Origin of the sequence: Roseivirga pacifica, from assembly GCF_900111145.1 — a bacterium.
GTDB lineage: Bacteria > Bacteroidota > Bacteroidia > Cytophagales > Cyclobacteriaceae > Roseivirga > Roseivirga pacifica.
Genome location: NZ_FOIR01000001.1, coordinates 39,539 through 63,583, shown reverse-complemented (window position 1 = coordinate 63,583; position 24,045 = coordinate 39,539). Strand labels below are relative to the sequence as shown.

Below are 24,045 nucleotides of genomic sequence, written 5' to 3'. Positions count from 1 at the left end.
TTTCAGGTGCGTTAATGAGCGCCTATTAGAAAAGCCGATAGATTAGCGGCATTTTAAACTGCTACAGATAATATGGTTATTTGGCAGGGGGAGGGATTGTTGAAATTGTCATGTGGAGCAAAGTATCTTTGGTGTTTAAACACCCTGCTATTGGTGTTTTGTTCCTCAATAGTCAGCATATTTCAGTTAGGTGCAGATTATTGAGGAACAACGGCTTGAGCAAGCTTTTGAAGGTGAAGAATGATCTCTTTCACGCTTCATAATGAGCATACTACAACGCCCTAACTTTATAGTGGCTTGTATTCAAAATTGCTAAATTTCACTTGCCCATCTCCAATTGAAGTAAGGCCAATTCTGAGGCTCATAAAACCGCTAAGAATATTGTGATGATAAGCTGAAGACTCAAACGAGTTTTCAATTTTGATCCAATCTTGCCCGTCCAAACTATAGTACATATCTACCGTGCTATTCTCATTTTTTAGCTTGAGGTAAACATGCCTGTTGATAACGTTTTCCTCCGTTACAAACTGCCAACCTCGTAGGTTGGCTAGTACATTCGATTTATCAGCTAGTATTCCAGAAAAAGCCACATTATTATAAAAGAGTATTAGTCCTCCTGTTGCGTTTCCTTCAATTTCTAGTTTCACCTCGGCAATGTAATCATGGTCAGAAGGAATGTATAGCATAGGTGAGGAGCCAGCAACAGAGTTACCCTTACCGCTGATGGTAATGCCATCAGTTGTGAGGGTTACTCTATTGGTATCATATCCTCCGAAGAACTTCCATTGTGGATTGAGTTCATCTTTATCAAAAGGGTCTGAAAAAGTCGTATTTCTTCGCTGAGTAGCATTATTTGGCAAGCCTATCGGCTTATCGATGGCTACCCCTTCGGGTATTTTATACCACCCATTTTCCGTCCATTCTATCGGTGTTAGCATGGTTTGTCTACCCATATTGTAGTGATCTTTTTCATAACCATGAAACATCATCCACCAATTGCCTTCGCTATCGTCAAACACGGTTCCGTGGCCTACGGACCACCATTGTTCATCGCTTGACTCAGCTCTTAACAACGGATTATATGGTGAGTTTTCCCATGGGCCGAAGGGAGTTTTAGATCTGGCTGATATTACCATGTGGCCGGTAGCTGGCCCAGCAGTTCCTCCTTCCGCCACAGTGAGGTAATAGTAGTCGCCACGTTTAAAAAGTTTAGGTCCTTCCATACAAAAGCACTCAATGGACCATTCTCTAGGAATCGGCCATCCATCGTAGCTGTGTTGCACTTCTCCAGTAATTAAAAGTCCATCCTTCGATAGCGGCACATAACTTCCACTACTGAAGTAAAGAAAACGGTTACCTTCCTCGTCCACCACATGCCCCGGATCAATCATGGTTACATCAAGTTCAATTGGTTCGCTCCAGGGACCTTCAATGGAGTTAGCCCAAATAACATAGTTGGTGTTGCTAGCGGGAAAGTAGATGTAGTACTTGTTGTCGTACTTCACTAATTCCGGAGCCCAAACTGAGCCTACATACTTGGTGAGTGCATTGGTTACTGGCTTCCAGTTAAGCAAGTCTTTCGAGTGCCAAATCAATAGTCCTGGGTAATATTCAAAAGAAGAATGAACCACATAATAGTCATCTCCATCTCTTAAAATACTCGGGTCGGGGTAGTCGCCAGCAAAAACTGGGTTTGCAAAGGTTGCCGATGATTGAGTGTTTTTTTCTTCAGCCCCGCAGGCGAAAAGTATCAGCACTACGGCCAATGCCCCTATAATTAATTTTGCCTTTTTCATTACCATAAGTTGATGGTAATTTAAAGCAAAAAGCCCCTTTTGAAGGGGCTCAATTGTTGCAATTATAATGCTATAATGTCTAATAAGTAAGTTAGGGCTTTAGCAGATGATTGGGCAGGTCTCTGGTATTGGAACAGCAAACTTGCTGCATAACCTGCAGCAGTTGTTTTTTGAGTATTCCTATGGTATGGCGGCCTCCTTTTTTGCCTAAAGCGCCTACGCCATACATAAACGATCGACCCAGAAATGAAAAGTGTGCTCCCGAAGCCATGGTGTTGGCAATGTCTGGTCCGGTTCGGATTCCACTGTCCATCATTATTGTGGTTTGATCGCCATACTTGGCGGCTATTCGACTCATTGGATGAATTGTTGATTCGCCACAGTCCAACTGTCGGCCACCATGGTTCGAAATAATCATGCCGTCAAATCCATGGGTAATGGCCTTCTCAGCGTCTTCTTCGGTGGCCACTCCTTTTAACACTAAGTTGCCCTGCCATTTATCTCTGAGGATCTTAATGCGTTCTTCGTTCAAACGGCCATTAAAAGTTTTGTTCATAAAAAGCCCTAGGTGCCTTAAACTCATGCCTTCAGGAATGTAGGGCTTTAGTGTTTTGAACTCGGGTTGCCCGTGCATTAGCGTACTCAGCGCCCAATTTGGACGGCTCATAATTTGCGCAATGTTGCTTAAAGACATGCGTGGAGGTATGGCCAAACCGTTTTTAATCTCTTTGGAACGGTAACCAAAAGAAGGAACATCGGCAAGTATAACTAGCGTTTTGATTCCAGCATCTGCAGCGCGTTTTAACAGGTCATCTCTTAAAGACCCTTCTACGGGATGATACAGCTGAAACCAAGCGTTCCCTTCCGTAATTTCGGCTATGCGTTCAATACTGGCGGTTGCTACTGTACTTAGTATAAATGGAATGTTCTCTTCGAAGGCGGCCTGAGCCAATATTTCGGAAGCACCGGGCCAAATCATGCCTTGTAATCCAATAGGAGAAATGCCAAATGGTGCCGAATAAGTTTTGCCAAACAGTTCAGTCTCCAAACTGATTTCAGGGTAGTCTCTTAAGTAGTAGGGTGAGAGTTTTACTTCCCTAATTTCGTCAGTGTTGCGCTTCAGGTTTATCTCGGCATTGCAGCCACCATCTAAATACTCGAATGCAAACCGCGGAATTCTCTTTTTTGCTTTGTCCCTTAGGTAGGGGATGTCAGGGTAGTTTGGGTTAATGTATTCGCTCATTTACAGTCTGGCAATGGATTACGTTTCCCAAGTTTAAATAATTATGGTGTAAGTAGAGGTAGCTGATTGTCTGTAAGGTGTGTACTAAATGTATTAACACAAAAAAACCACCCCAAAAATTGAGGTGGTTATCTATGTTTTAGCTTTTCCGCTTTTTAGAAATTACTTCTGTCTATGTTCAATCTTACGTTTTGTTCTTCCATCATAGAACGTACGGTTTGAGTTTCCTCGTTTTTACCATACTCACCTAAAACAAGGTGCAGGTATTGCAAGCCTCTAAGTTTCGAAGAGAAATCTCTAGAGCCAATACGCTTTTTGTTCTGTAGATAAGTCAACTCTTCGTTGAATTGCTTGGCTATTTCCATGGCAATTCTGGTTCCGGTTTCGGTCTCTCCAATTCTGAAGTAGTTTTCGGCTATTGCAACGGTAGAAACATCGTATGGTACGGCCTCCGCTGGCATTTTCTCCATGCCATAGTCCAATACTTCTTTAGCACGAGCAGTGTCTCCTTCCAAAGCCAAGGCTTCGGCTAGTGTAGCAAACATAGATCTGTGGTTTTGCACAAAGCCACGATAGTCCTCATTAAGGTTTGCCTTAGGGTTATCTAACCCACGGAACCTCATTTCTTCCATCACATTTTTATACATCAGGTCGGTGTCTACTAGCTCGCGCATGCCACCCGGATTACGAACTGGCAACAGACGATAAGCCATTCCTTCCTGAACCAAATAAGGATCTAAGTCGAAGTTTAGAGAAGCTACAGACGTGTAGTTAAAGTAGATTGGTCGCTCCCAATTATTGGTTGCAATTAAATCTAGCAACATCATTTGTCCTTTGTCCAAGATAGTGGATTGCAATTCACCATTCTGATCTTGGTTAAAGTTAAAGAACATACGAGGTGTAACGTAAGGCTTTAGCTTTTCAGGAATAATGTTCTTTTCTAAAACTGCTGCCGTGTCAATGTTAAGCATTAATGATTTAGACGGAATGATCATGTACTCATCTCCAGAAGTGAAGGTGCGCTTAAAGGCATCCACATCTCTTCTCAGAACGTCAAGGTACTGCTCCAAATCAACGGCCTGACCAGCAAACTGTGGCTGTTCACTAATGAATAGAATGTCGTTTTTACCCTGACGGTAGTTCTCTTTTCTTAAAGAGTAAGGGAATGCCTCAGAGTCGTTCATCTTCTGTGCCGTTTGGTCTACGTACCAATCTGTTTGGTAGTAGCTCAATACAACTACTCGTACATCGGTTCTAAAACCTTCTACCTCCTGAATGTACCAAAGCGGGAAGGTGTCATTATCTCCACCGGTAAATAGAATGGCATTTGGTGCACAAGAAGCCAAGAAGTTTCTAGCAGAATCTACAGAGAAGTATCTGTCAGAGCGGTCGTGGTCGTCCCAGTTTTCTGCTGCCAAAATAATTGGCGCAATCATTCCTAAAGCTACCGCGATAGGTGCCAACTGCTTACCTCTTTTTACGAGGGCAGAACCAATGGCCAACACCGAAAGGCCAATCCAAATGGCAAAAACATAATAAGAACCAGCGTAAATGTAGTCGCGCTCTCTTGGCTCAACAGGTGGTGAGTTAAGGTAGATTACTAGCGCCACACCGGTTAGAATGAAGAACATGAACGTTGCAAAGAATCGCTTAGGGTCTTTGTTGAATTGGAAGAAGAAACCAATCAATCCCAGAATCAATGGAATCATAAAGTACTGATTTCTTCCCTTGTTATTTTTAATGGTTTCTGGCAGGTCTTTATTCGATTCGAACGGGCCAATCCAGTCTGCATCTTGAATGTCACTTTCGCGCCCAGCAAAGTTGAACATGAAGTAGCGCAAGTACATATGCCCAATTTGGTGCGTGAACATAAAGTAAAGATTGTCACCAAAACTTGGCCTTTCACCTGGTCTTAAACCTGCGATTTGCATGTATCGCTGAGCGTGTGCAGGCGATGAACTCCACATTCTTGGCATCAAAGTTTGATAAGCCGGATCGTATTCTGCCTCCGTTTTGTAGTCAGCAATTTTGTACTCATCGTCCGCTTTGTAATAAATCGGAGCGCCCTTTGTAATGTCGGTTTGTGGTGCATTAAAGTACTGGCCATAAACCAGCGGACGGCTACCATATTGCTCACGTTTTAGGTAAGAAATAAAGGTCATTACGTCCTCCGGGTTGTTTTGGTCAATTGGCGGGTCGGCCCTAGAACGGATTAGTATTACCGCGTAACAGCTATAACCTAACAATACAAATGCCATTGAAAGGATAAGTGTATTTAGGTTGACCATTTCTTTTTTGGCCGTGTATTTCAAGCCAAAAACAATGGCGGCAATAACCAAAATGAAAAGGAACAACGCACCGGAGCCGAATGGCAGTCCAAAGGTGTTTACAAAGGTTACTTCCAACTTACCGGCAATGGTTGGTAAACCTGGAATAATGAATGAGTTAATGAATAGCACCAAGAAAAGGCTGAATGCCATAGCAATGGCAGCACCCTTCCAGTTTGGGTTTTCGTATTTTTTGAAGTAGTAAAGCAAGCCCAGCGCAGGCAGCGTTACTAAGCCCAATAGGTGAATACCAGTAGAAAGCCCAAGCATGTAAGCAATAAAGAGCAACCATTTGTTACCATGGCTTTCGTCTTCAACCAATTCCCACTTAAGCATTGCCCAAAAAACAATGGCTGTAAAGAAAGAAGACATGGCGTAAACCTCGCCTTCAACTGCCGAGAACCAGAACGAATCGGTAAAGGCAAAAGCTAAGGCACCTACTGCACCTCCACCGGCAAGCATTAGCTTCTGAAAAGAAGTTTCTTCGCCAACTTTGGCACTGATAAGCTTGCGGCCAAGCATTACAATAGACCAGTAAAGGAAAAGCACCGTGAATGCACTGGCAATAACACTTGACATGTTAACCCAATAGGCAACGCGGGTTACATCGCCAAACGACAGAAAGGAGAACAAGCGACCAATAAGCATAAAGAGCGGTGCCCCCGGTGGGTGCGACACCTCTAATTTGTATGCAATAGCAATGAATTCGCCACAGTCCCAAAAGCTGGCGGTGCGTTCTACAGTTAGCACGTAAGCTATCATGGATACTGCAAAAACCGCCCAACCGGTCAGGTTATTCAACTTCTTAAAATCCGTCATCTATTTGAGTATTAAGGCGTGAAAATAGTAAAAATATGGCGGTAAGCAGGTTAAAAAATATTAATCCTGAGACCCAAAGGCTTATGGCTTAGTCGTACACTGCCGCATAGAACCAAAGCCAGAAAATGAAAAGCGGAATGTAAGAGGTTAAAACGATGGCATTGGCAACCGATTTCTTCTTGCGAGCGGCAAAGTCTACCCCATAAGTTAAGGCTACCCAATAGGCTATTTCAAAAATATTTAGAGCCTGAAAAGAATACCAATACCGTTGATCTACCGCTTCATGATTGTAAAAGTTCATAATGGAAAAAGGGTAGAAGGCTTGGAAGTCCCAATAGGTTGGGTCGCCTACAAAAAACAAGAACCAAAGCGTTTTTAGAATTTTGGGCAGAAAGAATATAAGCTCGGCAAACATGGCTATTTGCCAGCTTTTGGCATAGCTAACTTTATAGCCCCACATAAAGCACCCAGTGTATAGAATAAACCCAACCACCGTAAATTTAAGTGCATACATTAGCGGAATGCCCAGTAATTTTAATTTAGCGATTACTTGGAATATCAGCATTTGAGTGCCCTCTAAAAACTGAAAGGCGGCAATTTCTGCTACAATGAAATTTTGCTGAATAAAAACTATTAGAAAGTTGAGCACGCAGATGACAATAAAGAACATGCGCTTGTCGAGGTTAAAGTAACCTCGTGCTTTTAATTCTAACTCGCTAAACTCTCTTGGCATCCTTTAGTATTCTATCAGTCAATGGCTGTTTTGCCGAATGTTTGCTCGGCAATCTTAGCATTTGCTAAACTACAATTAATTGACGCACGTTATAAGAAAAATGTGTCAGCGCATGGTAGAAGTGCTCAACGGAATTACTTTTGCCCCAAATTGAAGTCTTTGAAGAAATACCTTCTGCTTTTTTTCTGTATTACAGCCCTGAATACTGGTCAGGCACAGTCGCCAAACGACAGCACCAAATACTTGTTGCTAGATATGGCTTTGCAATTGCAGATTACCGATGCCATTGACGATATGTACAATTTCGACTTTCATAAGGCCGAGGTTGAATTCAATTGGATGCGCTACAATTATCCCGAGCATCCGCTGCCGTATTTCCTGTTTGGTATAAGCACTTGGTGGCAAATGATGCCCAATTTAGATAAGGAAACTCCGCTGGGCGATGAGTTTTTAGCGTATATGGATCAGGCCATTGAGAAAGCTGAAAATATGCTCGATGTGAATGAAGATAACATGGAGGCTGAGTTTTTTTTGGCTGGAGCTTATGGGTTTGTAGGGCGTTATCATTCCGAGAAGCACAACTGGGGTAAGGCCACTAATGCTGGACGATTGGCGCTTAAATACTTGAATGAAATTAGAGGAAATGAAGATTTCAGTCCCGAGATCCTGTTTGGGGATGGGCTGTTCAATTATTACTCGGTATACATTAAGGAAACCTACCCTTTACTTCGGCCAGTGCTGGCTTTTTTTCCGAAGGGCGATAAAGAGTTAGGAATTGAGCAGTTGGAGAAAGTAACCACCAATGCTTTTTATACCCGCATGGAGGCCATTTACTTTCTTATGCGTATCAAGGCCTTCGATATGAACGAGACTTTTGAGGCGCTGAGACTTTCAGAATACATCTATGAAAAGTACCCTAATAACCCGTATTTCCACCGGTTTTATGCACGCATGCTTTATTCTGCTGGCCAATACAAGGAGGCAGCAGCAGTTTCTCAAGAAATACTAAATAGGGTGGTTGCTAAACAAACCGGCTACGAAGAAATAAGCGGGCGCTATGCAGCCTTTTTCTTGGCGCATGACTACCGCAGTAGCAATAATTGGCCAGCGGCCGAGCGATATTACCAAATGGTAATAGATTATACCGAAAATATTAATGACTCTGAGTCGGGATACTACCTATATTCGCAGCTTTATTTGGCCGAAAGAGAAATTGAAAGAGCCGAATATGAGCCTGCATTGGAACGAATTGATATAATTCGGGACAATACCAAGCGGAAAGAATCGCTAAATGAACGCGCTCGAGAACTCAAAAAAGAGGTGAGGCGTAAAAGATAAAAGTGCAGACATTCTCGCAGAGTTTATTTAAAATATTATTTGAATATATTACCTTTACGCAAAATTATATTTTGTTGCTATGAATAGTAGTTTGAAACTGGATAAAATCGACAGGAAGATTCTAGATATTCTTCAATCGAATGCAAAGATTACAAACGCGCAGCTTTCTAAAGAAATTGGTCTTTCTCCTGCTCCAACCTTGGAGCGTGTAAAAAAGCTCGAAAACTCAGGGATTATCAAAAGTTACCATGCTAAACTCGATACCGATAAAATCGGAATGGGGGTAAGCACTTTTGTATACGTAACCCTAAAAGGACACAACAAGCAGAACATTGACATCTTTATGGATGAGATCAATAAAATCGATGAGGTGATTGAGTGTCATCACGTAACCGGTTCTGGCGATTTTGTGCTTAAGATCATCGCAAAAGATATTTCGTCTTACCAAAAGCTTATGCTCGAAAAAGTGAGCGACATTTCTGTGGTAGACAACTTGCAGTCAATGGTCATCCTTTCTACCTTCAAGGACAGCAAAGTGATGCCTATTCCTGAATAGTTTATGAGCAAGGAAAAAAAACTGATACTTGATAAGTCACAGATTCTACAAATTGTTAGAAGAATGGCTTATCAGGTTTATGAACAAAACCATACTGCTAATCAGATCTTTCTGGTTGGTATAGATTCTAATGGGCTTAAAATTTCTGAACTGATTAAGAAAGAGCTCGAACAAATTTCCGACATACCGGTTCAATTAATCAAAGTGGAAATGGACAAGGCTGCTCGTAGCCAGCCGCATGTTAACCTATCTACATTGCCCGATAAGGAGCATTTACATATTGTAGTGGTTGATGATGTGCTAAACTCTGGCCGAACAATGATTTACGCCCTTGATCCATTCTTGCAGTTGAACATCGAAAAACTTCAGACAGCCGTATTGGTAAATCGTAGTCATAAGCGTTTTCCTATAGCGGTAGACTACAAAGGCCTAGAACTGGCCACTACTATTGAAGAACATATAGAAGTTCAACTTACGGAAGATGATTATTCCGCTTTTTTATATTAAATTCCGCAGAACCTTAAATTTTTACTATTGATGGAAGAAATCAAAAAGCATTGGGATCAGCTCTCTGAGGTGATTCTTGAGTATGGATTGCAAGTTTTGGGTGCTATTGCAGTGCTCATTATTGGTCGAATTATCGTAAAGGCTATTGTAAGTCGTTTTGTTAAAACCCTCAAAAAGCGCGAAGTCGACCCAACTATCATTCCTACACTAAGGGGTGTAGCTAATGTAGCCCTAATGGCAGCATTAATTTTTGCTGTAATTGGCATTGTTGGCATCCCAACTTCTGGTTTTATTGCTGTGTTTGGTGCTGCTGGTTTGGCCATAGGTTTGGCATTGCAGGGCTCGCTATCGAACTTCGCAGGTGGAATTCTTATCCTAACATTAAAACCGTTTAAGGCAGGTGATTTTGTCGAGGTAAATGGTCAGTCGGGTACAGTACACGCAGTTACTATTATAAACACTGTATTAAGAACAGTGGACAATAAGATTATTTATTTAGCCAATGGCGCTGTTGCCGGAGCTAATATTACCAACGTAACCCATGAGCCAAAAAGACGCTGGGATAAAGTGTTTGGTATTGGTTATGAAGATGACTTTGAAAAGGCAAAGAAAATTATTGCCGACATGCTAGATGCCGACCCACGTGTACACAAAGATCCTGCACCATTTGTAAGAGTTGGAAACTTGGGCGATAGCAGTGTGGACATTACAGTTCGTGCTTGGGTAGATACAGCTGAGCTTTGGAACCTAAATTTCGATATGATCGAAAAAGTGAAGAAGGAGTTTGATGCGCAAGGTATTTCTATCCCTTTCCCACAAAGGGACGTACATATTTATAACGAGAAATAGGCGTGCCTAAAATATTAGCATTCAAAGGAGCGATTTTCGCTCCTTTTTTGTTTTAAGGCGCAAATGTGCTGTGCAATATGCATGCATTATATATTGCTTATATTTACCGCCCCAAATCAAGATTATGTCTATTCATAAGTCAGAAATAAAGAAAATTACCACACACCAGATTCAAGCAATGAAAGATCGTGGAGAGAAAATCTCCATGCTTACGGCTTACGATTATTCCATGGCGCAACTAATTGACAGTGCGGGTGTGGATATTATTCTGGTAGGTGATTCGGCATCTAATGTAATGGCTGGTCACGAAACCACTTTGCCTATTACTTTGGATCAAATGATATACCATGCCAGTTCGGTAATTAGAGCTGTAAATAGAGCGTTTGTGGTGGTAGATGTGCCGTTCGGTTCTTACCAAGGCAATTCTTCCGAAGCCTTGCGTTCTGCCATCAGAATAATGAAAGAATCTGGTGCGCACTCTGTAAAAATGGAAGGCGGTGCCGAGATCAAAGAATCTATTATACGCGTACTGAGCGCAGGAGTGCCTGTAATGGGACATTTGGGGCTTACACCGCAGTCAATTTACAAGTTTGGCACTTATTCCGTTAGGGCGAAAGAAGAAGAGGAGGCTGAAAAGCTGGTGTCTGATGCTAAAGTACTGGAAGAATGCGGCTGTTTCGGAATTGTGTTGGAGAAGATTCCGGCAGATTTGGCCAAGCGAGTGGCTGAAGAGGTGAGCATTCCTGTAATAGGCATTGGTGCGGGGCCGCACGTAGATGGCCAGGTGCTAGTTATGCACGACATGCTCGGCATTACCAAGGAGTTTAAGCCGCGCTTTTTGCGCCAATATGCCGATGTTGGTAGCATGATTACCGAGGCAGTGGGGAGTTATGTGAAGGATGTAAAGTCGAAGGACTTCCCGAACGAAAAAGAAAGCTATTAAAAACGCCTGCGTTAATAAACCTTTAAATCGGGTGGAAATCTATTCCCTATCAATTTTATAGAGAAAAGATTTTGTTAGATTGCGCAGCTTTATTCACTAAAAACCAAAAAGACACGAATAATGAGTGAACAAAAAATAACCATAAACAACGGAGTATTAAATGTTCCTGATAACCCGACTATCCCATTTATTGAGGGTGACGGAACAGGTGTAGATATTTGGCCAGCTTCTAAGCTAGTGTTCGACAGTGCTGTTGAAAAGGCTTATGGAGGCGCAAAAAAGATAAATTGGAAAGAAGTTTTAGCTGGAGAGAAAGCCTTTAACGAAACAGGCGAATGGATGCCAGCCGCTACTTTGGAGGCTTTTAGAGAATATTTGGTGGGAATTAAAGGCCCATTGACCACGCCTGTTGGTGGTGGTATTCGTTCCTTAAATGTGGCGCTTCGTCAGGAGTTAGACCTTTATGCTTGCGTGCGTCCTGTGCGTTGGTTCCAAGGAACTCCTTCTCCGGTAAAGCAACCTGAGCTTTGCGACATGGTGATTTTCCGTGAAAACACAGAAGATATTTACGCAGGTATAGAATTCGAAAAAGGCACTGCAGATGCGGATAAGTTTGCTGGCCTTTTGAAGGAAAACTTCCCAGATAGATTTAAGAAAGTTCGTTTCCCTGATACTGCCGGATACGGTATTAAGCCAGTTTCTGAAGAAGGAACGCACCGTTTGGTAAAAGGGGCAATTGATTATGCTTTCGACCAAAAGAAGGATTCTGTTACGCTTGTACACAAGGGTAACATCATGAAGTTTACCGAAGGTGCTTTCAAAGCTTGGGGTTATGAGCTGGCCAAAGACCAATACGGTGCAACTGACTATGAAGGTGGGCCTTGGCAAATCATTGAGAAGGATGGTCACAAAGTAATTGTGAAAGATGTGATTGCAGATGCCTTCTTGCAACAAATTCTTTTAAGACCTGCTGAGTACTCTGTAATTGCTACTTTGAATTTGAATGGTGACTACGTGTCTGATGCGCTAGCAGCTATTGTTGGTGGTATCGGTATCGCACCGGGTGCTAATATCAACTACATTTCTGGTAATGCTATTTTTGAAGCTACTCATGGTACTGCACCTAAGTACGCTGGTCAAGATAAAGTAAACCCAGGTTCTGTTATTCTTTCAGGCGCCATGATGCTCGAATACATGGGCTGGCAAGAAGCTGCGGACTTGATTTATGCAGGTCTTGAAAAGGCAATTGCTTCTAAGAGAGTAACCTACGACTTCGAAAGATTAATGGAAGGGGCCACGCTCCTCAAATGTTCCGAGTTCGGAGAAGAAATTGTGAAAAACATGTAAACAAAAAGCCCCGTTTGGGGCTTTTTTTATATGACACGTTTTTTTATGCACACGGATTATTTGCCATTCTTTCCTTTAAAGCTGGTCGCCTTTCCGGGCGAACAACTCAACCTGCACATTTTTGAACCACGTTATAAGCAGCTTATCAATGAGTGTGTGGTGGAAGAGAAGACTTTTGGTATTCCTGTGTTTCACGAAAAAATACTGGATTACGGTTCTGAAATGGAAGTTGTAGAGGTTGTAAAACAGTACTCAGGAGGCGAGATGGACATATTCACCAAATGTGTCGGTGCTTTTAAAATGAAAAACTTTGATGAGAAGGCGCCAGGGAAACTGTATGCAGGTGGTCAAATTGAGCGTCTTGCCAATGTGGTGGATCATACTGATGGGCAATGGACGGAGCTGAGAACGCTGGCAAAGGAGCTGGTGCAGTTAATTCATATGGAAAAGGAGCTTGACATAGATTTGATGACCGATTCTTTTCAATTAGCTCACAAATTAGGCCTATCTTTGGAACAGGAGTACGACATGCTGCAAATGCCCAGCGAAGCGCAACGCCAGCAGTATATGATCAACCATATGAGGCTGGCCATCCCGATCATCAAAGAAATGGAGGGAGCCAAAGAGCGTATAAGAATGAACGGTCATTTTCAGCATCACGATCCGCTGAATTTTTAGTAATGATTGAACCCTCAGTAACAGAGTTTAGTACCATTTTACTTTTTATAATTGGCGCTATCGTTTTTGTAACGGTGGGGCTTTTTGCTGCACGAATCATTCGACCAAGCAAACCCAATTACGAAAAACTAACAACCTACGAATCGGGCGAAGATACTATTGGCAATGCATGGGGGCAGTTCAATATGCGCTTTTATGTGGTGGCTTTGATTTTTCTCCTTTTCGAGGTGGAGATAATTTACCTCTTTCCGTGGAGTGTAGTATTTGGTGATAAAAACTTGGTTGAAGGAACAGATGGTGCTTGGGGTTGGTTTGCCATTACAGAAATGTTCGTGTTTATTGTGGTTTTGGCACTTGGTTTGGCTTATGCATGGGCAAAAGGCTATTTAGACTGGGTTAGACCACAACAAAAGCAAACCGATTTCAAATCCAAAATTCCGGCAAGCGCCTATAACAAATACAAATCATAGTGGGGCTACTAGATCAAAAAATTGCACAAGGCGGTATCATCATTACCCGTATTGACGACCTGATTAACTGGGCACGTCTCTCCTCCATGTGGCCAATGGGTTTTGGTACAGCATGTTGTGCTATTGAATTTATGAGTGCTCAGTCGAGTCCTTATGACTTGGATCGAATGGGGATCATTCCGCGTTCTAGTCCGCGCCAATCAGATGTAATGATTGTGGCCGGAACGGTTACTTTTAAAATGGCCGACCGGGTTCGCAGGCTTTATGAGCAAATGGCTGAGCCGCGATATGTGGTTTCAATGGGTTCTTGCTCTAATTGCGGTGGCCCTTATTGGGAGCATGGTTACCATGTGGTAAAGGGGGTGGATAGAATTATTCCGGTAGATGTTTATGTGCCTGGTTGTCCACCTAGGCCAGAGGCACTGATTGGTGGCTTAATGAAGCTTCAAGAAAAAATTAAAGGTGAAACCATTGTGGCGCCTAAAGCGGTGGAAAAATTATTGGCAGAAGAATGACTTTCCAAGAGATCGTTGAACATATCAAGCAGTCGCTTGCCGAGGAGTTTGTGCTGTCGGTAAACGAGCAAGCAAGTCCAAAGTGCATTGAGGTGCCAGCAGAAAAACTCGTTGAGTTAATGGCTTTTTTGCAAAGTGATGATAAACTCTATTTCGATTCGCTTTCGTGCATTACTGGCTTAGATAATGGGCCAGAAGCGGGAACTATGGAAGTGATTTATAATCTATACTCCATTCCTTTCAACCTGCACTTAATGGTAAAGGTGACGTTGGGCAGAGAAAAGCCAGTGATCGATTCGCTTTGCCCACTTTGGAAAACAGCCGATTGGCATGAGCGCGAAGCCTACGATATGTATGGCATTCACTTTAATGGGCATCCTGATTTGCGCAGAATTTTAATGCCAGCCGATTGGGAGGGTTACCCACTTCGTAAAGACTACGAAGAGCAAAAATATTATCACGGAGTAACAGTAAAATACTAGTGGCCAATCAAGTTCAATACATATTTGACGACAAGAATTTACGCGTTTCAGAGCCTTCTGTATTTGAAGGAAGAGATTTGAAACGCGAGGAAATGATTGTCAATATTGGGCCTCAGCACCCGTCTACACACGGGGTTTTGCGCTTAGAGGTAATTCTTGATGGTGAAGAAATTGTGGAGGTTGCTCCGCATATTGGCTATTTGCACCGCTGCTTCGAAAAGCATGCAGAGAATTTGCCTTACAACCAAATACTGCCTTTTACCGACCGGATGGACTACCTAGCGGCCATGAATAATGAGCATGCCTTTGCCATGGGGGTAGAGCGGATGCTAGGTATTGAAAACGATATTCCGAAGCGTGTTGAATACATTCGAGTGGTGGTGGCTGAGTTGAATCGCCTAGCCTCTCACTTTGTTGCGCTGGGCAGTTACGGAATGGATATAGGTGCTGTTACTGCCTTTTTCTGGACCATGCGCGATCGCGAACATATACTCAGACTATTGGAGTGGGTGAGCGGTGCTAGAATGCTATATAACTACGTTTGGGTTGGTGGCTTGTTTTATGACTTGCCTGTAGGTTTTGAAGAGCGCTGCTTGGAATTTACTCAGTACCTGAAGCCAAAATTGGCTGAGCTTGAAAGAGTAGTGATCGAAAACAAAATATTTGTAGATAGAACGGCTAATGTAGGAGTACTTGATCCTGGTTTGGCCATTAACTACGGTATTACTGGGCCAATGTTGAGAGGTTCGGGCTTGAAGTACGATTTGCGAAAGGTAGATGGTTACTCTGTTTATCCTGAAATTGATTTCGATGTTCCTGTAGGCGAGGGCAAAATGGGAACGCTAGGCGATTGTTGGGATAGAACCTGGGTGCGTGTACAAGAATGCTACGAATCTGTTAAAATAATTGAGCAGGCTTTAGCCAAATTAACGGGTGAGCATAAAAGGACTAGAGATTTTGATCCACGCGCTATGGTGCCGAAAAAGATCCGTCCGAAAGCACAGGATTTCTATGTAAGGGCCGAAAACCCAAAAGGTGAGTTAGGCTTCTTCTTCCGTGCCGATGGTCGCTCCGATATTCCTTTCCGTTGCAAGTCAAGAGGGCCGAGCTTTGTCAATCTTTCTATTATTAACGAGCTAGCCAAAGGCGGCTTAATCGCTGACCTAATTGCTGTTATTGGCTCAATTGATATTGTGCTGGGCGAGGTGGATCGCTAGTGTTTCCTGTGCTAGGCTATTCCTCTTCGCTAAAACGAAGAACTATTACAGGTTAGAGCAGTGATTGGATATTAGATTGGCGGATATAGGCTTTTTGACCTTTCCACTTTACTTCAACCCAAACATCTTTGCTGCCGATAATTTCCACTTTGTGACCTTGGCTGGCTACCTCAATGAGTTCCGCTGCTGCAGATGGTCCTGACATAATAAACGCATTGTCGTTTAAAATTATGCCTCGGTCTTTTACTTGAGTAAAGTTGAGCACATAAACACCCAGCGCCATTACAAGTGCTAGGCTAATGGCTAGGCTTGGTGATTTTTCGTTATGTTTTTTGAGCTTTCTAAGCATCATAAAAATAATGATACCCCCAACGGCAACTAGGGCTAGAAATATCCAGTACTGTTGATCGTAAAGAAACTTCTGCACTTTCATAAACTCTGTCGACTCGTAGCCTTCTAGTCCATTTACAGAAGCCAGTTCGTCCATTTTCTTTACCACAGATTCGTCTCCGGTAAAACGATAATAGTCGTGGAGATAAACCAGTGCTTTGCTCAAATTCCCCATAGCCTCCTGACTATAAGCCATTTTCAAAAGCATGGCCGGTGTTGCGGCTTCTTCCTGATTGTAAAGTTCTTCGTACAACTTAAGCGATTGTGTGTATCGCTTTGCTTGGAACAAAGAATCTGCAATAAAAAGTTGTGAGTCAACTGACTGTGAAACAGCTGGTTGAGAAATAAATAAAAATAAGATGAAGAGAAATTTAAGATTTTTCAAATGTCTGTTTTGCATTTTGTTTTTAACCGCTTACCTTTGCACTCGCAATTAAGGGAAACGCCTTTAGAAAGCAAACAAAAAATTCATGATCTGGTAGCTCAGTTGGTAGAGCATCTCCCTTTTAAGGAGAGGGTCCTGGGTTCGAGCCCCAGCCAGATCACATCTCAAAAGCTTCAGACAATTCTGAGGCTTTTTTTGTTTACAAGCATTTCAATTTTGTTATTCCTCATTCCCATTTGGGAACGTGAATTACAAGTCGCAAAATCTAAGTTAGTGCTTTTCTTTACTCGATAAATATTCTTCCTGCCGAGCGGTATCGTTTTGACAATTTTTAACCATAACTTCGTTTTTCGATTATGAGCGATCAGCGACCAATTGGTGTTTTCGATAGTGGAATGGGTGGGCTAACTGTAGCGCATGCAGTAAGTGAGTTGTTGCCGCAAGAGCAACTGGTGTATTTTGGCGATTCGGCTCACTTGCCTTACGGTGATAAGTCGGCCGCAACCATTCAGGCTTATTCAATTAAAATTTGCGATATACTGCTGCAGAAAAACTGTAAGGTGATTTTGATTGCATGCAACTCCGCTTCGGCTGCGGCCTACGAGCTAATAAAGGCTTATGTGGGCAGCAAGGCTTTGGTGTTAAATGTGATTGATCCTGTGGTGGAGTATGTGGTGAATTCGCTTTCAGGTAAAAAGGTTGGTTTAATCGGGACCAAGCAGACAGTAGGTTCTGGGGTTTACGATTATAAGATTCAGGTAAAAGATCCGACTATTAAGTTTGGTGGATTGGCTACGCCCTTGCTTGTGCCAATGATTGAGGAGCACTTTTACAAGAATGAAATATCTGAGGCTATCATCAAAGAGTATCTCTCGCATGAAAGCCTAAATGGAATTGACGCGTTAATTCTTGGTTGTACGCACTACCCGCTTATCAAAAAGGAAATTGAGGCTTTTTATCAAGGACAGACAGAGGTTATAGATTCTTCTGTTATAGTGGCGGAGGCTTTGCAGAGCTTGTTAATGGCTAACAGTCTACTTTCTGAAAAGAGGGAACTCGCCAATGAGTTTTTGGTCTCGGATATTACGCCATCATTCGAGAAGGCTTCCGAACAATTCTTTCATGCTAAGGTTCCGCTTACAAAGCATATGCTTTGGGAGTAAGTGGTGCTATAAGCCTGCGGCATTTTTGTGTGCTTCAGTGATTTTATATCTGAATTCATATTCGTCACTGTCTATTTTCACAGTTGTCCACAGTGATTCATCTCCGAGATTATTAAAAGGGTTCAATTGACTTTCGTCATCCGCTAAAAATGAAATGTGTTTTTCATTAACGAAAGAAATCGAGATTAAATCAGCGCTTGATACATTAAAAAACTTAAAGAAGGCAAAGTATGCAGATGGAGGGCTGTCTGATGCTGGTTCTTTGTACAGAAGTAAGGTTTCTTTTGGTTTTAAAGTGTACTTATCTTGGTTGGCAGGAAAGTTACTTAGCGGAGGGGGGATGTAGAATACCTCTATTTCCACCCTTTCATTGAGTTCGTTTTCCAAAACCCATGTAATATCATAGTCTGGAGATTTTGGCGGGCAGCCAGTTGCTGTTAAAATTAGAAGGATAAGAATACCGAGGTTTTGTGTGTTTTTCAAGACTATTTTTTTCTAAGGTAGGTGTTTTTTGATTAGGTCTGTGTTAAAAAAGAGCTGATTTTACTGAGCTTAAGGGTGCTAAAACCTCTGTTTCAATCCCTTAAAATAAAAGCCTACTTGTTTAGTAGGGTATTGAATGGTTGTTAACGAAATATATGCTTTCTTTGCAGCAGCTAAAGTGGAGAAACTAACGTGTACGCATTTCTTTTCTTTCTGAATTTTGTCCTTATCTACACTGTTTTTGCGGTGTATGCCGAACGTAAGATTTCAGCTTTCATTCAAGACCGCTATGGCCCGATGGAAACAGGCTACTATGGCCTTTTGCAAACAGTGGCCGACTTACTAAAGCTTATTCAAAAAGAAGACATTGTTCCGCTGCGTGCTGATAAGAAACTATTCAAGCCAGCTCCGCTAATTATTTTCACTTCAGTATTTGCAGGTTTTTCTGTGTTGCCGCTAACCTCTGGCTTTGGCGGTTCCGAAACCGATCTTGGTATCTTCTTTTTGCTGGCCATCGTATCGCTCGATATTTTTGGAATGCTTCTGGCCGGATGGGGTTCAAATAGCAAATACGCCTTGTTTGGTGCTATGCGCTCTATTTCTCAAATTATTTCGTACGAAATCCCGCTTGGTTTAATGGTGGTTTGCGTGGTGATGATTTCACAAACACTAAGTCTTCAAGAAATTGTTTACCAACAAGGTGTTTGGTGGACAAGCATTCAGCCCGATGCTGTTAATTACCTTTTTGGGGTTAAAAGCTTAGGGGTTGACGTGACCGACATTGGTGGTTTGCTTACTTGGAACATAATACGTGTGCCGTTGCTTATTCCTGCATTCCTAATCTTTTACATTGCTTCATTGGCAGAAGCCAATCGTGCCCCGTTTGATATTCCAGAGGCTGAATCGGAGTTGGTTGCAGGTTTTCAGGTGGAATATTCTGGTTTCCGTTGGGCTATGATCATGCTTTCGGAATATGGTTTAATGCTCTTGGTTTCTTTCCTTATGGCTATTCTTTTCTTGGGTGGTTGGAATACCCCTTTGCCAAATATTGGCGGAGTAGAACTGGCCAAGTGGACAAGTGGAGAACCGGGAACCATTGCTGGGCATTTATGGGGGGCTTTCTGGATGATTAGTAAAGCGCTGCTCCTTGTGGCTTCGCAAATGTGGGTGAGGTGGACGTTCCCTCGCTTAAGGCTAGATCAGTTAATGAACTTGAGTTGGAAATATTTAACTCCAGCCTCCATTCTGTTGGTTTTGTTAAGTGCACTTTATAGAATGCTAATGATTTAAGGGTTGGACGTGATGAAGTGACGAGGTTATGGAGTGAATAAGATTAATCAACTTAAATAAAGACGTTATGAATGGACCACACAAAAGACTAGAGTTATGGAAAGAAGCAATGAATCTATGTAAGCTTATTTATAGAGTTTCGAAAGGCTTGCCAGAAGATGAGAAATTTGGAATGATTAGCCAGCTAAAAAGAGCGGCTGTTTCTGTTCCTGCGAATGTTGCTGAAGGGGCAGCGAGACAAACGAAAAAGGAATTTAAGCAGTTTTTATTTATTGCTAGAGGTTCTTTAAGTGAGTTGGATACGTTACTGGAATTGTCGAGAGAATTGGGCTTTGAAATAGAAAATTATTATCAAGAGACTGTTGAAAAACTAAATAAGGTAAATGCATTGTTGAATGGGCTTTTGAAGTCGATTGGGTAGGCGAAAATTACTTATTCACTTCATCACTATTTACTGAATTGCAAACTGCAGAATGAGTAGAGGTATTCACGGATATTGGCGAAACATAAAGACAGCAACTAGCACCTTAAAGACAGGACTTAAGGTGACTTTTGAGCATATGCTGGACGCGAGGAATCAGCGTGCGCCACTGCCTCCTTCTGACGATAACTATTTCGAAAAGAAGAATGCACTTTTCACAGTGCAATATCCTCGTGAAGTATTGCCGGTGCCAGAACACGGGCGCTACAAACTGCACAACGAAATAGACGATTGCATTGTATGTGATAAGTGTGCCAAGGTTTGCCCAGTGAATTGTATCGATATAGAGCCTGTTCGTGGAACTGGTGAAATTGGCAAGACCTCAGATGGTACCTCTAAAAGAATTTATGCGGCCAAATTCGATATCGATATGGCCAAGTGCTGCTTCTGTGGTTTGTGTACCACCGTTTGCCCAACGGAGTGCCTCACCATGACGAGTGACTATGACTTTAGCGCTTTTGACTTTGCAGAGCACAACGTGCCTTTCGCTACCATGACACCCATGGAGATTCTGGAGAAGAAAAAGGAGCTGGAAGAGTTTAACGCTAAAAAAGAAGCAGAAAAAGCCGCTAAGGCTACACCAACCACAGGTGCAAAACCTGCAATGAAACCGCGAGTTGGTGCCCCTAAACCTGCAGTTGGTGCAAAGCCAGCCGTTAAGCCAAGCATAAAGCCAAAGGTAGGTGGCGCGGCTAAACCTGTAATAAAGCCAAAGGTGCCTTCGAAAAACACTGAAGAGGCAGCCGAAAATAAACCAGCTAGGCCAGTCATTAAGCCTAAGGTTCCGGGTGCTTCGGCCAAACCTAAACCCGTAATTAAGCCTAAGATTCCTGTTAAAAAGGCGAGTACCGATGAGGAGAAAAAGCCTCAGGTAAAGCCTGTGGTTCGGCCAAAGATTCCGGTAAAGAAACAGCAGGCGGAGAGTGATGAAGCAAAGAAACCTCAAGTTAGGCCAGTAATAAAGCCGAAAGTTCAGGCTAAAAAAGAAGGAAGTGAGGATGCTAAACCGGCTCAGCCAAGACCAAAAGTGCCAATGAGGCCGAAAATACCACCAAGAAAGCAGGAAGGAGGAAACGAAGAATGAGTTTACCTCTAATCATATTCTATTTCTTCGGAATACTTTCCGCTGCTGCGGCCATTTACATAGCGCTGACGAAGAATATAATTTATGTGGCCTTTTCGCTGATTCTGTGTTTTATAGGCTTGGCCGGTGTGTTTGTGTTTTTGGGGGCTGAATTCATTGCTGTAACCCAGATTTTGGTTTATGTAGGTGGAATTCTCGTGCTGCTAATTTTTGGTGTAATGCTCACCAATAGGTTGAAAGGCGAAAAACTAGTGTCGCAATCGCGGCAAAAACTGCTCGGATTTTTAGTATCGGGTATGCTTTTTTATGTGCTCTTACAGGGGATATTGGCAGCAAACTTCTCTGCACTAGAGTGGATGTCGGCCGAGTCTGGTTCGCAAACGGGCCTAAAAACGCTAGGCATGAACCTGATGACCGAGTATGTGCTGGCCTTCGAACTCATTGGCTTATTGTTGTTAATTGCCCTGATTGGCGCGGTTTACATTGCCGGAAACAAGAGAAAGGAGGATAAGCATGCCGCTTAATTTTGTGCTGTTTTTAGGTGCATTACTATTTTGTGCAGGCCTGTATACGGTAATCACCAAAAAGAACACCATCATGGTTTTAGTTGGTGTAGAGCTAATGCTTAACGCGGCCAATGTTAATTTGGTAGCCTTTAGCCGGTTCGATGCCGTGGGGATTCAAGGGCAAGTGTTTGCCCTGTTTGTAATTACTGTGGCTGCTGCCGAGGCCGCCATAGGTTTGGCTTTGGTTGTAAAAGTGTATCAGCACTTTCAAACTGCCAATATCGATGAAATTAATGAGCTGAAGGGATGATCGATTTGCATGAGATATTGACCTTCAATAGTTCGCCATTTATGTATTTGGTGCTGGCTTTAATGGCCGTGCCGCTTTTCTCTTTCTTTACCACAGGTTTGTTCGGAAAGAAGGCGCCACTTTGGGCAAGCTTTCTTTTACTTTTGAATACCGGCTTGGCGGTTTACCTATTGCTGACGAATATTCATGCTGAGCTACAGAACTTCCGGGGTCAGTGGTTCCAACTAGGTAACATCTCCATTACCCTCAACATTATGGTCGATGAGCTAATGCTCATTATGTCCGTAATCGTCAATTTTATTTCGTTGTTGGTGCACGTGTTCTCCATGGAGTATATGAAGCACGACAAGCGCCTGAGTTTGTACTACCGTTATTTGGGGCTCTTTACTTTCTCCATGATGGGCATTGTGCTGTTCTATGATTTGCTGCTCATGTTCGTTTTTTGGGAGTTGGTTGGGCTTTCATCGTTCTTGCTTATTGGTTTTTGGTTCGAAAAGAAGTCTGCTTCTTTGGCTGCCAACAAGGCATTTATAATGAACCGAATTGGTGATGCAGGTTTCATTACAGGCTTGATGATCTTGTTTACGCAGTTTCAGTCTTTCGACTTAGAGGCTATTAAAACCTTAATGCTGCTAAGCGAAATTGAAGATGGAAACTGGATCGTTCATTTTATGAATAATGGCGAGCAGGTATTCAATTCCATTGACGGTCGTTGGTTGAGTGCTGCAGGCATCGCACTGTTTTGTGGAGCTGTGGGCAAGTCGGCTCAGTTTCCCTTACAAATTTGGCTGCCCGATGCCATGGAGGGGCCAACACCAGTTTCTGCATTGATTCACGCGGCTACTATGGTGGCGGCTGGCGTATTTATGTTGGCAAGAATTTTTGTGATACTAGATGCTCAGGCATTGGAGGTGGTTGCCATTGTGGGAGCAGTTACGGCATTTATGGCCGCTATTGCAGCACTTTCTCAGTTCGATATTAAAAAAGTGTTGGCTTACAGTACCATTTCCCAATTGGGTTACATGGTTTTAGCGATGGGAATTGGCGCTTATTCTGCCGGATTATTCCACCTAATTACGCATGCGTTTTTTAAGGCGGGACTTTTCTTGAGTGCCGGAATCATCATCCACCAATTACATGCCTTGGAAGATAAAGATGTGTCTTTCGACCCACAAGATATGCGTGTAATGGGTGGGCTTAGAAAGCACATGCCAAAGACTTTCTTTGCATTTTTGTTCTGTGCGCTGGCTTTGGCAGGTTTGCCGGGTTTTTCGGGCTTTCTTTCAAAAGATGCCATTCTGCTAAACCTTTCAGCCTGGACAGACCATAAGGGTGGAGGGTTTTATATTCCAGAGGTGTTGGCCTTTGCTACCGTCATTTTCACCGCTTTCTACACGTTCAGAATGATCTTCTTGGTGTTCTTTGGCGAGTTTAGATTGCCAAGCCTTATTCAAGATGCTAAGCTTAAGGCTTTGCCGAAAGATGGAAATGCCAAGCTGATGGTGCCAGCCTTATTGCTCGGAGCATTGTCACTTAGTTTGTGGTTTGGTTTTACACTTGAAGCAGAAGGTAGTTGGCTGTATCACCTGATTGAAACACCAGTGTTTTTGGTGCCTGTGAGTTATGCCGCTACAAGTTTAATTGATATTCCTGAAAGGTATTTTGAGGCACTGCATACCATTATTCCCGCAGTTTCTATTGGTTTTGCTTTTATAGGTTTTGTGTTGGCTTATTTGGCTTATAAGCCTGGTGCCAAATTAGAAAAGGCCTTTGTAAACCGCAGGGAGCCTGTAGGGCCTTTAGGCCAAATTTCGTTCTATCACTGGTATCAAGATTCGCTCTATACCAAAATCATACTACCATTCATTTTGCTATTGTCGCGTTGTTTGGCGTGGTTCGATGCCCAAATAATAGACCGGTTTTTAGATGGTTTAGCCAAACTGGCAGTGGTTTTGGGGCATGTTACAAAGTGGTTCGATAAGTACTTTGTTGATGGTTTGGTGAACCTAACTGCTACAACTAGTGGCAAGGTTGGTCAGCTTACGCGCTCTATTCAATCGGGTAAAGTACAGACCTTTGTGGTCATGAGTTTTGTTTTTCTTCTGTTAATATTGCTGTTGTTGATGTTCTAGT

General features: G+C 42.7%; 24 protein-coding genes and 1 tRNA gene. 19 read left to right on the top strand and 6 right to left on the bottom strand.

The features are described from left to right. Window positions 1-287: 287 nt before the first annotated feature. From BMW98_RS00320 to BMW98_RS00305, 4 genes are all read right to left on the bottom strand, one after another. On the bottom strand, window positions 288-1,796 hold the full coding sequence (locus BMW98_RS00320; RefSeq protein WP_090258160.1) for a family 43 glycosylhydrolase: 1,509 nt from the start codon (window positions 1,794-1,796) through the stop codon (window positions 288-290). A 91-nt stretch (window positions 1,797-1,887) separates the two neighbouring features. Next, complete coding sequence (locus BMW98_RS00315; RefSeq protein ID WP_090256376.1) at window positions 1,888-3,039, bottom strand: alpha-hydroxy acid oxidase; 1,152 nt, start codon at window positions 3,037-3,039, stop codon at window positions 1,888-1,890. A 155-nt stretch (window positions 3,040-3,194) separates the two neighbouring features. Beyond that, window positions 3,195-6,185, bottom strand: a complete 2,991-nt coding sequence (locus BMW98_RS00310) for a glycosyltransferase family 117 protein (protein WP_090256375.1) — start codon at window positions 6,183-6,185, stop codon at window positions 3,195-3,197. A gap of 88 nt (window positions 6,186-6,273) precedes the next feature. Then, the gene (locus BMW98_RS00305) at window positions 6,274-6,918 is read right to left on the bottom strand and encodes a hypothetical protein (protein ID WP_090256374.1); all 645 of its coding nucleotides are present in this window, start codon (window positions 6,916-6,918) and stop codon (window positions 6,274-6,276) included. 159 nt (window positions 6,919-7,077) lie between these two features. On the opposite strand from BMW98_RS00305, the gene BMW98_RS00300 reads away from it, so the two are divergent. From BMW98_RS00300 to BMW98_RS00250, 11 genes are all read left to right on the top strand, one after another. Further along, on the top strand, window positions 7,078-8,256 hold the full coding sequence (locus tag BMW98_RS00300) for a tetratricopeptide repeat protein (protein ID WP_139177320.1): 1,179 nt from the start codon (window positions 7,078-7,080) through the stop codon (window positions 8,254-8,256). A 79-nt stretch (window positions 8,257-8,335) separates the two neighbouring features. After that, window positions 8,336-8,812, top strand: a complete 477-nt coding sequence (locus tag BMW98_RS00295) for an Lrp/AsnC family transcriptional regulator (RefSeq protein WP_090256372.1) — start codon at window positions 8,336-8,338, stop codon at window positions 8,810-8,812. Window positions 8,813-8,815: 3 nt separating this feature from the next. Next, window positions 8,816-9,319 carry a phosphoribosyltransferase family protein gene (locus tag BMW98_RS00290; RefSeq protein WP_090256371.1) on the top strand — a complete coding sequence of 168 codons (504 nt, stop codon included), beginning with the start codon at window positions 8,816-8,818 and terminating at the stop codon, window positions 9,317-9,319. A 30-nt stretch (window positions 9,320-9,349) separates the two neighbouring features. Next, window positions 9,350-10,168, top strand: a complete 819-nt coding sequence (locus BMW98_RS00285) for a mechanosensitive ion channel family protein (RefSeq protein WP_090256370.1) — start codon at window positions 9,350-9,352, stop codon at window positions 10,166-10,168. Between the two features lie 124 nt (window positions 10,169-10,292). Beyond that, window positions 10,293-11,111, top strand: coding sequence for a 3-methyl-2-oxobutanoate hydroxymethyltransferase (panB, locus tag BMW98_RS00280; protein WP_090256369.1), 819 nt, complete (start codon window positions 10,293-10,295; stop codon window positions 11,109-11,111). A gap of 120 nt (window positions 11,112-11,231) precedes the next feature. Then, entirely contained in the window at window positions 11,232-12,458 is a 1,227-nt protein-coding gene (gene icd / locus BMW98_RS00275; RefSeq protein ID WP_090256368.1) for an NADP-dependent isocitrate dehydrogenase, read from the top strand. A 45-nt stretch (window positions 12,459-12,503) separates the two neighbouring features. Then, the gene (locus tag BMW98_RS00270; RefSeq protein ID WP_162844626.1) at window positions 12,504-13,136 is read left to right on the top strand and encodes an LON peptidase substrate-binding domain-containing protein; all 633 of its coding nucleotides are present in this window, start codon (window positions 12,504-12,506) and stop codon (window positions 13,134-13,136) included. Window positions 13,137-13,138: 2 nt separating this feature from the next. Beyond that, window positions 13,139-13,606: an NADH-quinone oxidoreductase subunit A gene (locus BMW98_RS00265; protein WP_090256366.1), complete on the top strand. Its 468-nt coding sequence runs from the start codon at window positions 13,139-13,141 to the stop codon at window positions 13,604-13,606. Further along, window positions 13,606-14,121, top strand: coding sequence for an NADH-quinone oxidoreductase subunit NuoB (gene nuoB / locus BMW98_RS00260; RefSeq protein WP_090256365.1), 516 nt, complete (start codon window positions 13,606-13,608; stop codon window positions 14,119-14,121). Before BMW98_RS00265 ends, nuoB begins: the two co-directional genes overlap by 1 nt. Continuing rightward, the gene (locus BMW98_RS00255; protein WP_090256364.1) at window positions 14,118-14,603 is read left to right on the top strand and encodes an NADH-quinone oxidoreductase subunit C; all 486 of its coding nucleotides are present in this window, start codon (window positions 14,118-14,120) and stop codon (window positions 14,601-14,603) included. The genes nuoB and BMW98_RS00255 overlap by 4 nt, the downstream gene beginning before the upstream one ends. Continuing rightward, entirely contained in the window at window positions 14,603-15,820 is a 1,218-nt protein-coding gene (locus BMW98_RS00250) for an NADH-quinone oxidoreductase subunit D (protein WP_090256363.1), read from the top strand. The genes BMW98_RS00255 and BMW98_RS00250 overlap by 1 nt, the downstream gene beginning before the upstream one ends. Before the next feature lie 52 nt (window positions 15,821-15,872). Here BMW98_RS00250 and BMW98_RS00245 read toward each other — a convergent pair whose 3' ends face one another. After that, window positions 15,873-16,499, bottom strand: a complete 627-nt coding sequence (locus BMW98_RS00245; RefSeq protein ID WP_162844625.1) for an SH3 domain-containing protein — start codon at window positions 16,497-16,499, stop codon at window positions 15,873-15,875. A 183-nt stretch (window positions 16,500-16,682) separates the two neighbouring features. On the opposite strand from BMW98_RS00245, the gene BMW98_RS00240 reads away from it, so the two are divergent. Continuing rightward, window positions 16,683-16,755: transfer RNA gene (locus tag BMW98_RS00240), tRNA-Lys, on the top strand. A 196-nt stretch (window positions 16,756-16,951) separates the two neighbouring features. Beyond that, the gene (gene murI, locus BMW98_RS00235; protein ID WP_090256361.1) at window positions 16,952-17,758 is read left to right on the top strand and encodes a glutamate racemase; all 807 of its coding nucleotides are present in this window, start codon (window positions 16,952-16,954) and stop codon (window positions 17,756-17,758) included. 6 nt (window positions 17,759-17,764) lie between these two features. On the opposite strand, the gene BMW98_RS00230 is transcribed toward murI, so the two are convergent. Next, window positions 17,765-18,241, bottom strand: a complete 477-nt coding sequence (locus tag BMW98_RS00230) for a hypothetical protein (protein ID WP_090256360.1) — start codon at window positions 18,239-18,241, stop codon at window positions 17,765-17,767. Between the two features lie 192 nt (window positions 18,242-18,433). Between BMW98_RS00230 and BMW98_RS00225 the strand changes: the two genes are divergently transcribed. From BMW98_RS00225 to BMW98_RS00200, 6 genes are all read left to right on the top strand, one after another. After that, window positions 18,434-19,531 (top strand): complex I subunit 1/NuoH family protein, encoded by a 1,098-nt coding sequence (locus BMW98_RS00225; protein ID WP_090256359.1) that lies wholly within the window; start codon window positions 18,434-18,436, stop codon window positions 19,529-19,531. Between the two features lie 67 nt (window positions 19,532-19,598). After that, window positions 19,599-19,952 (top strand): four helix bundle protein, encoded by a 354-nt coding sequence (locus BMW98_RS00220; RefSeq protein ID WP_090256358.1) that lies wholly within the window; start codon window positions 19,599-19,601, stop codon window positions 19,950-19,952. Window positions 19,953-20,004: 52 nt separating this feature from the next. Continuing rightward, window positions 20,005-21,096, top strand: a complete 1,092-nt coding sequence (locus tag BMW98_RS00215; RefSeq protein ID WP_090256357.1) for a 4Fe-4S dicluster domain-containing protein — start codon at window positions 20,005-20,007, stop codon at window positions 21,094-21,096. Next, window positions 21,093-21,620: an NADH-quinone oxidoreductase subunit J family protein gene (locus BMW98_RS00210; RefSeq protein ID WP_090256356.1), complete on the top strand. Its 528-nt coding sequence runs from the start codon at window positions 21,093-21,095 to the stop codon at window positions 21,618-21,620. Before BMW98_RS00215 ends, BMW98_RS00210 begins: the two co-directional genes overlap by 4 nt. Then, on the top strand, window positions 21,610-21,912 hold the full coding sequence (gene nuoK, locus BMW98_RS00205; protein ID WP_090256355.1) for an NADH-quinone oxidoreductase subunit NuoK: 303 nt from the start codon (window positions 21,610-21,612) through the stop codon (window positions 21,910-21,912). Before BMW98_RS00210 ends, nuoK begins: the two co-directional genes overlap by 11 nt. Continuing rightward, window positions 21,909-24,044, top strand: coding sequence for an NADH-quinone oxidoreductase subunit 5 family protein (locus BMW98_RS00200; protein WP_090256354.1), 2,136 nt, complete (start codon window positions 21,909-21,911; stop codon window positions 24,042-24,044). Before nuoK ends, BMW98_RS00200 begins: the two co-directional genes overlap by 4 nt. Window position 24,045 lies beyond the last annotated feature (1 nt).